This window comes from Aromatoleum petrolei (assembly GCF_017894385.1).
Taxonomy (GTDB): domain Bacteria; phylum Pseudomonadota; class Gammaproteobacteria; order Burkholderiales; family Rhodocyclaceae; genus Aromatoleum; species Aromatoleum petrolei.
In genome coordinates, this window is the sequence record NZ_CP059560.1 from 3,816,655 (window position 1) to 3,829,951 (window position 13,297).

At 68.3% G+C, this 13,297-nt stretch carries 8 protein-coding genes; 3 read left to right on the plus strand and 5 right to left on the minus strand.

Annotation, left to right across the window (positions count from 1 at the left end):
* Positions 1–114: 114 nt before the first annotated feature.
* Positions 115–2,799, minus strand: a complete 2,685-nt coding sequence (gene glnE / locus ToN1_RS17370; protein WP_169207529.1) for a bifunctional [glutamate--ammonia ligase]-adenylyl-L-tyrosine phosphorylase/[glutamate--ammonia-ligase] adenylyltransferase — start codon at positions 2,797–2,799, stop codon at positions 115–117.
* A gap of 142 nt (positions 2,800–2,941) precedes the next feature.
* On the opposite strand from glnE, the gene ToN1_RS17375 reads away from it, so the two are divergent.
* From ToN1_RS17375 to tldD, 3 genes are all read left to right on the plus strand, one after another.
* Positions 2,942–6,841, plus strand: a complete 3,900-nt coding sequence (locus ToN1_RS17375) for a YhdP family protein (RefSeq protein WP_244860813.1) — start codon at positions 2,942–2,944, stop codon at positions 6,839–6,841.
* Positions 6,838–7,674 (plus strand): carbon-nitrogen hydrolase family protein, encoded by an 837-nt coding sequence (locus ToN1_RS17380; protein WP_169208212.1) that lies wholly within the window; start codon positions 6,838–6,840, stop codon positions 7,672–7,674. The genes ToN1_RS17375 and ToN1_RS17380 overlap by 4 nt, the downstream gene beginning before the upstream one ends.
* 73 nt (positions 7,675–7,747) lie before the next feature.
* A complete protein-coding gene (gene tldD, locus ToN1_RS17385; RefSeq protein ID WP_169208211.1) occupies positions 7,748–9,193 on the plus strand; it encodes a metalloprotease TldD in 1,446 nt (481 codons plus the stop codon).
* Positions 9,194–9,231: 38 nt separating this feature from the next.
* On the opposite strand, the gene ToN1_RS17390 is transcribed toward tldD, so the two are convergent.
* From ToN1_RS17390 to ToN1_RS17405, 4 genes are all read right to left on the minus strand, one after another.
* The gene (locus ToN1_RS17390) at positions 9,232–9,573 is read right to left on the minus strand and encodes a BON domain-containing protein (protein WP_169208210.1); all 342 of its coding nucleotides are present in this window, start codon (positions 9,571–9,573) and stop codon (positions 9,232–9,234) included.
* Positions 9,574–9,801: 228 nt separating this feature from the next.
* Positions 9,802–11,235: a sigma 54-interacting transcriptional regulator gene (locus ToN1_RS17395; RefSeq protein ID WP_169208209.1), complete on the minus strand. Its 1,434-nt coding sequence runs from the start codon at positions 11,233–11,235 to the stop codon at positions 9,802–9,804.
* The gene (locus tag ToN1_RS17400; protein ID WP_169208208.1) at positions 11,232–11,849 is read right to left on the minus strand and encodes a hypothetical protein; all 618 of its coding nucleotides are present in this window, start codon (positions 11,847–11,849) and stop codon (positions 11,232–11,234) included. Before ToN1_RS17400 ends, ToN1_RS17395 begins: the two co-directional genes overlap by 4 nt.
* Positions 11,839–13,242, minus strand: coding sequence for a sensor histidine kinase (locus tag ToN1_RS17405; protein ID WP_169208207.1), 1,404 nt, complete (start codon positions 13,240–13,242; stop codon positions 11,839–11,841). Before ToN1_RS17405 ends, ToN1_RS17400 begins: the two co-directional genes overlap by 11 nt.
* Between the last annotated feature and the right edge of the window lie 55 nt (positions 13,243–13,297).

Here is a 13,297-nt window from a genome sequence, read left to right on the forward strand (position 1 = left end):
TTCACCCGGTGGAAGGGGCTTGATTCTAGTCGTGCGCTACGTTCGCGTCATGCACGGAAATCCGGACTGAAATATTTCAGCGCGCATTTCTGCATCCTCGCGGCATACCCTGTGTCAGTCTTCGCCGAGCACCAGCTGCCACAGCCGGCGCACGGATTCGCGCGCGAATGCGACTTCCAGCGGTTGGACGCGGGAGGGCAGGTCGTTGAGGCGTTGGCGATGCTGCAGGTGGCGGAACATGCGGTAGCTGTCGCCGCAGCGCCCGGCGAGGCCGGCGGGGATGAGGCCGAGGTCGCCGGCGATGCGCAGCAGCGCGATGTTGCCGAGGTTGCCGGTGAGCTCGGGGTACTGGTGCGCATGTCCGAGCACGAGGTACTGGACGAGGAACTCGACGTCGATGAGGCCGCCGAAATCGTGCTTGAGATCGAAGAGTTCGCTCTTGCCCGCGTGCGCGTCGCGCATCTTGTGGCGCATCTCCAGCACGTCCGCGCGCAGCTTGTCGAGTTCGCGCGGCTGGCGCAGGACTTCGCAGCGGATGCGCTCGAAGGCGTCGCCGAGTGCGGCGTCACCGGCAGCGAAGCGCGCGCGCGTGAGCGCCTGGTGCTCCCACACCCAGGCGGATTCGAGCTGGTACTCGCGGAAAGAGTCGAGCGAGCACACCAGCATGCCGGACTCGCCGTTGGGGCGCAGGCGCAGGTCAGTCTCGAACATGATGCCCGCGGCCGTCTGGCTGGAGAGCCAGGTGTTCAGGCGCTGGCCTAGGCGGGTGTACACCTCGGGCGCTTCGGGCGCGTCGTCGTCGTGCAGGTACACGAGGTCGAGGTCGCTCGCGTAGCCGAGTTCCTTGCCGCCGAGCTTGCCGTAGGCGATCACGGCGAATTTCGGTACGTCGCGGTGGCGGATCTTGATCTTGCGCCAGATCGTCGGGATGCTCAGGTCCACCATCATGTCGGCGAGCGCCGAGAGGTGGTCGGCGAGCTTCTCGACCGTGAGCATGCCGGCGATGTCCTGCATCAGCAGCCGGAACACGAGCGCGTGGTGCTGTTCGCGCATCAGGTCCATCTGCCGTTCCATGTCGGGTTCGACCGCGTCGACGGCCTCGGCGATCTGCCGGCGCAGCGCCGCCCAGTCGGGTGCCGTCTGCAGCACGCGCGCGTCGAGCAGCTCGTCGAGCAGGATGGGGTGGCGGATGAGGAACTGCGCGGCCCAGCGCGACGCGTTCATGAGGTCGGCGACGCGGCGCAGCGCCTGCGGATACTGCTGCAGCAGCGCGAGATAGGCGCCGCGGCGGCTGATCGACTCGAGCAGATCGAGGCAGCGGCCGAGCGTCTCGTCGGCGCCCGAGGTGTTGGCGGCGGCTTCGATGACGCGAGGGATCAGCGCGTCGAGGCGACTGCGGATGTGGTTGGGCAGCTGCTGGTAGCGGTTGCCGCTGCGGATCGCGGCGAGGCGGCGTGCGGCGGCGGGCGGGTCGCGGTAGCCCAGCTTGGCGAGCGTGGCTTCGGCCTGGCCGGCGTCGCCCGCCGAGGCCCACATGCTGTCCAGCGTGTGGCCTTCCTCCGCCGGGTCGCCGAAGACGTGCTCGAAGTGGCGGCTCACCATCGCGCGGTAGCGGTCGAGGACCTCGAGCAGGGTGGCGAAGTCGGGGAAGTCCATCGCCTGCGCGATGCGTGCGCGGTCTTCATCGTTGCCGGGCAGGTCGTGCGTCTGCGCATCGTCGAGGTACTGCAGGCGGTGTTCAAGGCGGCGCAGGAATTCGTAGGCTTCGCCGAGCTCGGCAACCGCCTCGGGGGCGAGGAAGCCGCGCTCGCCGAGCCGCGCGAGCACCTTGAGCGTCGGGCGGATCTGCAGCTGCGTCTCGCGCCCGCCGCGGATGATCTGGAAGACCTGAGCGATGAACTCGATCTCGCGGATGCCGCCGGGGCCGAGCTTGATGTTGTTGGCGCGGTCGCGGCGCGCGACTTCGCGGCGGATTTGCGTGTGCAGGTCGCGCATCGCGTTGATGGCGCCGAAGTCGAGATACTTGCGGAAGATGAAGGGGCGGGCGATCTTCTCCAGCTCCTCGAAACGTTCGCCGCCGAGCACGCGCGCCTTGATCCACGCATAGCGCTCCCATTCGCGCCCCTGCGTGATGAAGTAGTTCTCCAGCATGTCGAAGGAGCACACCAGCGGCCCGGAGTCGCCATTCGGGCGCAGGCGCATGTCGACGCGGAAGACCTGGCCGTGCTCGGTGATTTCGGCCAGCGCCTGGATGAGCTGCTTGCCGAGGCGCTCGAAGAATTCGAAGTTGCTGATGACCTTCGCGCCGCCGGTTTCGCCGTCCTCGGGATAGATGAAGATCAGGTCGATGTCAGAAGAGACGTTGAGTTCGCGTCCGCCGAGCTTGCCCATGCCGACGACGAGCAATTCCTGCTCCCAGCCGGTCTGCGACACCGGCGCGCCGTAGCGCTGCACCAGGGCCTCGCGCAGCACGTCGTGGGCGGCGCGGATGGTGACTTCGGCGAGCACGGTCATGGTCTCCGTGACTTCGGCGAGGTCGGCCATGCGGTTGAGGTCGCGCACGATGAGGTGGCACATGACCCAGGTGCGCAGGTTGCGCAGCGTGCCGCGCAGGCGGGTATCGTCGAGGCCGGATGCGGTCATGAAGGCCTGCATCGCGTCGGCATCGAGCGGCCGGTCCAGCGAGGCAGTGAGCCGTTCGGCAAGCCAGCCGCGGCTGTCGAGCATGCGCTGGAGGTAGCGCGACAGCGTGATGGCGTAAGAAATTGCTTCGGAGGGCTGCTTGGATGTCTCGGACATGGGAGGCGAGCTCAGGATCGTTGATAGAATGCGCGGTTCCCCGGACGCTTGAGCTGGTGCCGACGCTCAGGATGCAGACTGGATTGTATCGAAGCCGGTCCGCATTCAGTCGTCTTGCGGCGCCGCTTCCGCCTTATTGCCGATGAACGCTCCTCACACCCATCTTCCTGACGTCCGCAGCATTGTCGCGACCGCGCGCCGCGGCCGCCTGTGGCGCGTGCTGTCGGTTGCCTTGCTGGTGGCGTGGTTCGTCGCGGGGGCGGGATTCCTGCTCGTGCGCGAGGTGCTGGTGCCGCGCGTGGGCGAGTTCCGTGCGGAGGTGGCGAGCGCAATTTCGGCCGCGGCCGGTCTGCCGGTGTCGATCGAGAATCTTTCCGCCGATCTGTCGGGTTTGCGCCCGCGCCTTCATCTGGCCGGCTTCGAACTGAAGGACTCCTCGGGACGGTCGGCGCTGCGCCTGGAAAGCGTGGACGCGACTTTGTCGTGGTCCTCGCTGCTGCGCGCCGAGCCGCACTTCCATCGCATCGAGCTGAAGGGGCCGGTGCTTGCCATGCGCCGCGAGGTCGATGGCGCGATCTACGTTGCGGGCGTGCGCATCGACCCGGAGGCGAGTGCGGACGGGACGCTGGCGGACTGGCTGTTCGCGCAGCGTGAGATCGTCGTGCGCGATGCGAACGTCGGCTGGACCGACGCGCTGCGCGGCGCCCCCGAGCTCAATCTCGCTGGGGTGCAGTTCCGCCTGTTGCGCAGAGGACCGCGCTACCAGTTCGCATTGCAGGCACACGCACCGGCCGAGCTCGCGCCGATGGTCGAGGTGCGCGGTGACCTGGAGAGCCGCACGCCGGCCGATCGGTCGTCCTGGGCGGGACAGCTGTACCTGGTCGCGGACGAGGCGAGCCTGGGCGGCTGGCGGACCTGGATCGACTATCCGGTGGCGCTCGCGGGGGAGGGCGGGGTGCGTGCCTGGGTGGGCGTCGACAGGGGCGGTATCGATTCGCTGGCGGTCGATCTCGCGCTCGACGACGTGAATACGCGTCTCGGCGACGACTTGCCGGTGCTGGAGCTCGCGGGTGTGCGTGGGCGCCTGTCGGGGCGGCGCACGACCGATGGCATGGAGTTTTCCGCGCGTGGACTGGAGTTGGCGACAGTCGATGGCCTTGTGGTGGCGCCGACGGACATGGACCTGAGGTTGCACGGTACCGATGACGGCACGCCCGACGGCGGAGAATTCACCAGCGGTCGCCTCGATTTCCGCGTGCTCAGCGAGCTCGCGGCGCACCTGCCTTTCGACCCTGCGGTGCGCGAGCGTCTTGGCGCGTTCGCGCCGCAGGGCACCCTCGATGACCTGCGTCTCGAGTGGCGCGGCCCGCCCGAGCAGCTCGAGACATGGAAGCTCCGTGCGCGTTTCGACGGCATCGGGCTCAATCCGCAGGGGGTGCTTCCGGGGCTCGCGGGCATGTCCGGCGAGATCGAGGGCGACGAGCGCGGCGGACGCTTCCGCATCGCCGGCCAGAATGCCGCGCTGGAATTGCCGGCGGTGTTCCCCGAATCGCACATCGGCTTTTCGAGCCTGCGTGCGGACGGGCGCTGGACACAATCCGGCGGCCGTCTCGAGATCGCGCTCGACAGCGCGAGCTTCGAGAACCCCGATGCGACCGGTACGGCCTCCGGGCGCTACTGGCCCGCTGCCGAGGGCGCGGGCGAGATCGACCTGAGCGCCCGCCTGACGCGTGCCGAGAGCGGTGCGGTGTGGCGCTACCTGCCGCACGTCGTGAATGACGAGACGCGGACCTGGTTGCGGCACGGAATCGTCGGCGGGCGAGTGCCGGATGCGCGGCTGCGCCTGCGGGGCAATCTCGACGATTTCCCCTTCCGCGACCGTAAGTCGGGTGAGTTCCTCGTGACCACGCGCGTGTTCGGCGCGCGGCTGGACTATGCGGAAGGGTGGCCGTCGATCACCGACATCGACGGCGAGGTGCGCTTCGAGGGGCCGGGCATGCGCATCACCGCCGATCGCGCGCGCATCTTCGGTGTTGCGCTCGCCAAGGTGGTCGCCGACGTGCCCGATCTCGACGCCCCCGGCGGCGAAATCATGAGCATCCATGGTCGCGCATCCGGACCGACGGCGGATTTCCTGCGCTTCGTCTCCGAGAGCCCGGTGTCGCGGCGCATCAACGGATTCACCGATGCAATGCGAGCCGAAGGCACGGGCGCGCTCGACCTGAAGCTGGTGCTGCCGCTGCGCAATTTCGATGCGAGCACCGTGAAGGGCGAATACCGTTTCGCAGCCAATCGCCTCGCGGTGGTGGAGGGGCTGCCGCCGCTGACGGAGGCGGCGGGCGTCGTGCGCTTCACCGAGAACGACCTGGCGATCCCCGAGGCACGTGCCCGCCTGTACGGCGAACCGATGCAGCTCATGGCGAGCACTTCGAAAGACGGAGGCGTGGTGTTCGACACCCGCGGTGGGCTCAAGGTGCAGGCCGTGCGCGAGGCGCACGATTGGCCCGGTCTCGATCACCTTTCCGGCAGCGCGGAGTGGCAGGCCAAGATCGATGTGCGCTCGCAGGGCACGCGTGTGGAGGTCGATTCCATGCTGGCGGGCGTCGCGTCGAGCCTGCCCGAGCCTCTGAACAAGAGCGCGACGGCTGCATGGCCACTGCGCGTGACGCTGGACTTCCCCGCCAACGGCAAGTCAGAGAGCCTGGGTGTTGCGCTTGAAGGGCGTGGCGAACTGCGGCTGGAGCGCCGTCGCGAAGGCGATGCCTGGGGAGCAGCGCGCGGCGGCGTCGGCGTGCATGCCGGCGTTCCAGCCGGGGAATCCGGTTTTGCGATTGCCGCCAAGCTCGACGAACTCGACATCGATGCCTGGCGCAAGGTGCTCGATGCCGCCGCTGCGGGCGAGCAGAAGGATGCTGCGGGGGGGCGCCCGGTCGCCGTCTCCGCGGTAGACCTGCGCGCGAAGCGCCTGACGGGTTTCGGTCACGGGCTGGGCGATGCGCACCTCAGCGTGCGTTCCGACGAGGGCGGCTGGAAGGGGCGTATCGAGAGCCGCGAGGCCGAGGGCGAGTTTGACTGGCGGGAAGGCGGTGACGGCACCCTGCGTGCGCGGCTGAAGCGGCTCGTGCTTGGCGCTGGCCACGACGCCGCGACGGAAGCCACCGATGCGGCAGAGGGGGCGGCCGACACGGAAGAGCCGCCGCGCCGCCTGCCGGCGCTCGATGTCGTCGTCGAGCGCTTCTCGCTGCGCGGCATCGAGTTCGGTCGCCTCGAATTGCAGGCGCGCAACCGCAGCGGGATGTGGCATCTCGATTCGGTCTCCCTCGCCAATCCGGACGGCAGGCTGGGTGGTTCCGGCCTGTGGCGTCCCGGCTCGCGGCCGCAGACGGACCTCGATTTCCGGCTGGAGGCGCGTGACATCGGCCAGCTCGCGAGCCGGCTCGGCTACGGCGAGGTCGTGCGCGGCGGCAAGGCCGTGCTGGCGGGCAAGCTCGCCTGGCGCGGTGCGCCGACGCGCATCCACTATCCCTCGCTGACCGGCACAATGATGGTCGAGGCCGAGGACGGTCAGTTCCGCAAGCTCAACCCCGGCATGGGACGCCTGCTCGGCGTGCTCAGTCTGCAGTCGCTCCCGCGGCGCCTCACCCTGGACTTTCGCGACGTTTTCAGCGAAGGATTCGCCTTCGACAGCATTTCCGGTAGCATCAAGGCCGCTTCGGGGCAATTGCGCACCGACGATCTGCAGATCCGCGGCCCTTCGGCGCGCGTGCGAATGAGCGGTTCGGTCGACCTCGAGGACGAGACGCAGGACCTGCGCGTGAGGGTGCAGCCGACGCTGGCCGAATCTGTCGCGCTGGGTACCGCGGCCGGTCTCATCAATCCGGTCGCCGGCGTCGTGGCCTACGTCGCGCAGAAGGCCTTGAGCGATCCGATTGAAAAGATGTTTGCGTTCAGTTATTCGATCACCGGCAACTGGGCCGATCCGAAAGTCGAGAAACTCTCCGCCACGAGCTCCGGCGCGGCGGACCCATCGAAGCAGGAGTGAGCCGCTTGAACCGTTCCGCCCCCGTACGCATCGCCGCGATCCAGACCGTCTCGGGCCCCGACGTCGGCGACAACCTGCGCATCGCCGGCGAGCTGATCGCCGAGGCGGCGGCCGCGGGCGCGAAGTTGGTCGCCCTGCCCGAGTATTTTCCGTTGATCACCGCCGACGAGACCGTCAAGGTGGCGATCCGCGAAGCCGACGGCCGCGGGCCGATCCAGGACTTCATGCGCGAGACCGCCGCGCGCCATGGCGTGTGGCTCGTCGGCGGCACGATTCCGCTGGTGGCGAATGCCGACGCCAAGGTGCGCAATTCGACACTGGTGTTCGACGACCGCGGCGAGCGTGTCGCGCGCTATGACAAGATCCACCTGTTCGGTTTCCAGAAAGGCACGGAACGCTACGACGAGGCGGCGACGATCGAGGCCGGGCGCGAAGTCGTGACCTTCGAGGCTCCGTGCGGCCGCACTGGGCTGTCGGTGTGTTACGACCTGCGCTTTCCGGAGCTCTTCCGCGCGATGGGGCCGGTCGATCTCATCATCCTGCCGGCCGCCTTTACATACACCACGGGCCACGACCATTGGGAAGTGCTGCTGCGCGCCCGCGCGATCGAGAACCAGTGTTACGTGATGGCACCGGCCCAAGGCGGGCGCCATCCGAGCGGCCGTGTGACCTGGGGCCACACGCTGATCGCCGACCCCTGGGGCGAAATCCTCGCGTGCCGCGACGAAGGGCCGGGCGTCGTGTGGGCGGATCTCGACCCTGCGCGCATCGCGGCGGTGCGCGAGAGCCTGCCGGCCTTGCGCCACCGTTGCCTCGGGACGGCGAACGCCTGAATGTGCCCCGCCTTTTGACCTTATTCGCGTTGCCCGTGTCGAACCGGACGGGCAACCCCAACCTGGACGAACAATGAGCCGAGCACAGAACCCCCTCAAGGTCGCCGACCGCTACCTCCTCAACCCCTACGATCTGGGCGAGGCGGAACTCGAGAAGGTGTTCCGCAAGCTGATGCGCCATCGCCTCGACTACGCCGACCTGTACTTCCAGTACCACCGATCGGAGGGCTGGAGCCTCGAGGAAGGCATCGTCAAGTCGGGCAGCTTCAACATCGAGCAAGGCGTCGGCGTGCGCGCAATCAGCGGCGAGAAGACCGCCTTCGCCTACTCCGACGACATCTCCTTGCCGGCGCTCACCGCGGCCGCCGAAGCGACGCGCGCGATTGCCGACGCGGGCGGCCGGCGCAGCGTGGCGATCGCCCCGCATGCGGGCAAGTCGCGCCTGTACCGCGGCGAGGATCCGCGCGCCTCGCTCGACGACACTGCCAAGGTGAAGCTCCTCGAGCGCCTCGAAGGTTTCGCGCGCGGCGAGGATCCGCGCGTCACCCAGGTCATGGCGCATATCGCCGGCTCCTGGGAAGTGGTGCTCGTCGCGCGCAGCGACGGCCACATGGCGGCCGACGTGCGTCCGCTCGTGCGGGTGTCGGTCACGGTGATTATGGAAGACAAGGGCCACCGCGAGCAGGGCAGCGCCGGCGGTGGCGGGCGCTTCGACTACGGCTATTTCGACGATGGGCGCCTGCAGGAGTACGCGCGCGCGGCGGTGCATCAGGCGAGCGTGAATCTCGCTGCCGGCCCCGCACCGGCCGGCACGATGAGCGTCGTCCTGGGCCCCGGCTGGCCCGGCATCCTGTTGCACGAGGCGATCGGCCACGGCCTCGAGGGCGACTTCAATCGCAAGGGCAGTTCCGCCTTCTCCGGCCGCATGGGCCAGCAGGTCGCGGCGAAGGGAGTCACCGTCGTCGATGACGGCACGCTGCCGGATCGTCGCGGTTCGCTGACCATCGACGACGAGGGCAATCCCACCGAGCGCACCGTGCTGATCGAGGACGGCATCCTCACCGGCTACATGCAGGACACGATGAATGCGCGGCTCATGGGCGTGAAACCCACCGGCAACGGCCGGCGCGAATCCTTCGCCCACCTGCCGCTGCCGCGCATGACCAACACCTACATGCTGAACGGCGACAAGGATCCCGAGGAGATTATCAAGTCGGTGAAGAAGGGCCTGTACGCCGTGAACTTCGGCGGCGGCCAGGTCGACATCACCTCGGGCAAGTTCGTGTTCTCGACCGCCGAGGCCTACCTCATCGAGAACGGCAAGGTCACGCGCCCGGTGAAGGGGGCGACGCTGATCGGCAACGGCCCCGATGCGCTCACGCGCGTGTCGATGATCGGCAACGACATGGCGCTCGATCCGGGCGTCGGCACCTGCGGCAAGGATGGCCAGAGCGTCCCGGTGGGGGTCGGCCAGCCCACGTTGCGCCTCGACGGGCTGACCGTCGGCGGCACCGCCTGAGCGGGCGGGGGATCTCGCCTCCGGCGGCGCGCCGTCGTTCAGCGTTCCGCCAGTTCCAGCGCGTTCTCCACCAGACGCACGCCGCGCACATTCAGCACTGTACGCTGCGCGCGGGTGCGCTGTTCCTCGTTCGCCACCACCCCCGCCAGCGTCACGCGCCCCGCATGGGCCGATACCGCGATGTGAGCGGTGTTCAGCTCGGGGTCCGCGCCGATCGCCGTCTTGATCTCGCGCTGCAGGTTGTGATCATGCTCGTCGCGCGTCACCGCCGCTGTCGCCTGGGCCGCCGCCACAAGGCCTTCAGCCCGTGCGGGCGTGCCGACACAGAATGCGATTGCGCTGGTCGTGAGTAAGGAAACGATGTTCTTGCGGGTGATCATGTCGGGGCTCCTTCTGCGAAGAGTCAAGTTGTGCTGGCGCGGCTGTGGACGCGCTTCGCACTCCTCTCAGCAGATGCCGTGCCAGCCCCCGAAAAAGCGCTTGCGGACGCGGCCATGGCCGACATTCCGGGGTCGCGACGAGCTCACCGGGCGCCAGGTTCGCCGTCTGGCGCCGAAAAATGTCGCGATTCCCCGACGAAGATCCGTGCGGCTCCGCAAGTCTTTGATTTAATTGAATCCGTGCTGTCGCTCGCGAGCGACGTCGGCGGTGTCGCCGCGGAACAGGCTGGGCGTCAGCGAGTGTCGCTGCAGCAGGCGGTAGAACTCGGTGCGGTTGCGGTCGGCGAGGCGGGCTGCATCGGACACGTTGCCGTCGGTGAGTTTCAGCAGCTGGATCAGGTAATTGCGTTCGAAGCGCATCTTCGCCTCGGCGTAGCTCAGCGCCTCGATGCTCGGCCCGCGCAATGCGCGCTCGACCAGTGCAAGCGGGATCAAGGGTGTCGTTGCGAGCGCGCTGGCCTGTTCCACCACATTCTGCAGTTGTCGGATGTTGCCCGGCCATGCCGCGGTGGTCAGCGCCTCGAGTGCCTCGGGCGCGAAGCCGCGGAGCCGCTTGTGGTATTTGCGGGCGAGGCCCTGCAGGAAATGGTTCGCCAGCAGCGGGATGTCCTCGCGCCGCTCGTCGAGTGTCGGCAGGATCAGGCTGACGACGTTCAGGCGATAGAACAGGTCCTCGCGGAAGGTTCCGGCGACCAGTGCGGCCTCAAGGTCGCGGTGCGTCGCGGAGAGGATGCGCACGTCGATCTCCTGCGCACGGCTTGCGCCGACCGGGCGCACGGCGCGCTCCTGCAGCACCCGCAACAGCTTCACCTGCAGCGCGAGCGGCATGTCGCCGATCTCGTCGAGGAACACCGTGCCCCCGTCCGCGGCCTGAAACAGGCCCGTATGTGCGCTCGCCGCACCGGTGAAGGCGCCCTTCACGTGGCCAAAGAGCTCCGATTCGAGCAGTTGCTCGGGAATCGCGCCGCAATTGATCGCTATGAAGGGACGGGCGGCGCGCGGGCTGGCGTCATGGATCGCGCGTGCCAGCAGTTCCTTGCCGGTGCCGCTGTCGCCGCGTATCAGCACGCTCGCGTCGGAGGCGGCGACGAGCCGGGCCTCGTCCAGTACCGTCGCCATGCGGCTGCTGTGGCTGATGATCGCGTCGCGCCAGCCGGCGGCCGCCTTGCCCTCCTCGCAGGCACGGGGCGCGCCGCCGATCTGCAGCGCCTGCGCGATCTTGTCGAGCAAGGTCTTGCTGTCGAATGGCTTGGTCAGATAACCGAACACGCCGCGCGAGGTCGCCTCCACTGCGTCGGGAATGGTGCCGTGCGCGGTCAGCAGGATCACCGGCAGCGCCGGCCAGGTCTGGCGGATCTCCTCGAACAGCTCCAGTCCGTCGCGGTCGGGCAGGCGCACGTCGCTCAACACCAGGCCGAAGCGCTCCACCGCCAGGCAGGCCAGCGCAGCCTCGGCGCTTTCGGCGGTGCGGACGCGATACCCGCTCGCGCGCAGGCGCATCGACAGCAGCCGCAGCAGGTCGGCGTCGTCGTCGACGACCAGCAGATGGGCGCCGTCCGGCGCGGTCCTGGTTTCATCTGCCGTGGAAGGGGGTATCCTCATTTCTCGCTTCTCCTGTCCCGCGATGACGGCAGCGGCGGCGTCGGCGTGGACGGGCGCGCCGGCAGCGTGCGTTCGATTTCGGTCAATGCGTCGAGCTTCTCCTGAAGCTGTTCACCTTGCCTCTGGGCATCCTTGAGCTGCTGTCCGGTGCGTTCGAGCTGTTGCGTGAGGCGTTCCGCGGTGTTCTCGAGGCGGACGCGCTCCTGCAATTGCTCGGCCAGCAGACGGGCGAGCGGCTGCAGCGCTGTGGCGTCCGCCTTTTCCGACGCATTGATCGCCTCGAGCAAGGACTGCGCACGCTGCAGATTGTTGTTCCCCTGCGGATGGCTGAGCAGCATGGCCTGCTTCATCTGCGCCAGCGGGGCAGCGCCGGCACCGGACAGTGCCGAGCGTTCGCGCGCCAGTTCGGCTGCGTTCATTCCCCGGATCGTTTCGTGATAGGCGAGCGCGCTACGCACCTGGGCCTGGCCGTTGCCGAGCAGTGGCGGCACCTGAGGCAGCGCAGGCAACTCCGCCGTCGCGTTGCGCACGGTCGTGCAGCCTGACAGCGCCGCAGCCAACACCAGCACCAGTGCCGCAATGCGCCTGCGGTCGGAGGTGAAATCAAGTCTCATTCGGTAGTTCGATCCTGAAATAGGCGCCTGTTGCCGACGGCTGCAGTCCCACGCGTCCGCCGTGGGCGACGACGAACTCGCGCACGATCGACAGCCCGAGTCCGCTCCCGTGGCGCGGTTCCTCGGGCTGGCGTGAGCCCTGGAAAAACGGGTCGAAGATGCGCTCCGCCTCTTCGGCGGCGGCGCCCGGTCCCTGGTCGAGGCAGTCGATGCGCACCCAGCCAGGGTGCACGCTCAGCGTCAGGCGGATCTCGCCATCGCGCGGGCTGAAGGACACCGCGTTTGCGAGCAGATTCGCCAGCACGATGCGCAACTTGTCGGGGTCGGCGCTGAACGGCGGCGGGTCTCCATGCAATGCGACCTTAAGATTGCGTGTCTGGATCGGCAGCTGCTGCTCCGCGATCACCGAGTCGGCCAGCGCACGCAGCATCACGGGGCGGCGGCGCAGGTTCCGAGCATGGAACACCGCGGCGTTGTAACCGAGCAGATCCTCGATCCGTTCCTGCAGGGCGTGCGTGTTGTGCTGCAGGATTGCCACCACCTCACGCTGCTCGCCGCTCAGCCCACCGACCACTCCGTCCTCGAGCAGTGCAATTCCTTCGCGGAGGGATGCCAGCGGTGTCTTCAATTCATGCGACACATGGCGCAGCACGCGATTGCGGTTCGCCTCGAAATCGGCGAGTCGCAGCCGCAACCAGTCCAGGCGGCGGCCGACGCGGCGCAGGTCGGCCGGGCCGGGAATCGCCACCTGCTCGTCGAAGCGACTCTCGCCCAGCGCTTCGATGGCGGCCTCGAGGCGGTTGATCGGGCGCAGCAGCCACCAGCCCGTGAGCGCGGCGAAGGTGCAGGCCGCGATGATCGCGGCGAGCACGTGCCAGGCCAGCCTGTCGCGGTTCGCGTCGAGTTGCTCGAGCAGGGCCTGGCTCTGGTGGCCGAGTTGCGCCTGCACCTCGCCGGCGAGTTGCTCGTTGAGCGGCGGCACACGGCCCAGTGCGGCGATGGCTGAATCCGCGGGGCCGTCCTCGGTGAGGCTCGCTCCGGCCGCGTCGGCGGCCGCTTGCCACTCCTCGACCAGCGCACTCACGCTCGGCGCACGCAGCGCGGCGATCGTCTGCAGCGCCGTGAGCGATTCCCGGCGCGCCAACTCGAAGCGGTCGCGCAGCAAGGGATCCTTCAACACGAGGAACTGGCGCGCGCTACGCTCCATATCCACGCTGCGTTCGCCCAACTGCTGCACCGCGCTGGAGTACTTCAGCGCATCGCCCACGCTCTCGCGGTGTCGTGACGCGAACTCCTCCAGCGTGATCAGCCCCCCCAGCGCAGTGGCGCCCAGGATCGCCGCAACGAGCAGGAAGCTGGCAAGCAGCGAGTGACTGAAGGACAGGCGCGACATGGCTGGAGGATCTTCGTAAACCAGCGCGACAGTTTAGGTGGCGCCCGCGCGCCCG

What these genes read in the sequence shown, in the direction of transcription:
- tldD (WP_169208211.1), top strand. Translation starts at nt 7,748, where the DNA reads ATGAGCCGAGCACAGAACCCCCTCAAGGTCGCCGACCGCTACCTCCTC.
- ToN1_RS17405 (WP_169208207.1), bottom strand. Translation starts at nt 13,242, where the DNA reads ATGTCGCGCCTGTCCTTCAGTCACTCGCTGCTTGCCAGCTTCCTGCTC.
- ToN1_RS17395 (WP_169208209.1), bottom strand. Translation starts at nt 11,235, where the DNA reads ATGAGGATACCCCCTTCCACGGCAGATGAAACCAGGACCGCGCCGGAC.
- ToN1_RS17375 (WP_244860813.1), top strand. Translation starts at nt 2,942, where the DNA reads ATGAACGCTCCTCACACCCATCTTCCTGACGTCCGCAGCATTGTCGCG.
- ToN1_RS17390 (WP_169208210.1), bottom strand. Translation starts at nt 9,573, where the DNA reads ATGATCACCCGCAAGAACATCGTTTCCTTACTCACGACCAGCGCAATC.
- glnE (WP_169207529.1), bottom strand. Translation starts at nt 2,799, where the DNA reads ATGTCCGAGACATCCAAGCAGCCCTCCGAAGCAATTTCTTACGCCATC.
- ToN1_RS17400 (WP_169208208.1), bottom strand. Translation starts at nt 11,849, where the DNA reads ATGAGACTTGATTTCACCTCCGACCGCAGGCGCATTGCGGCACTGGTG.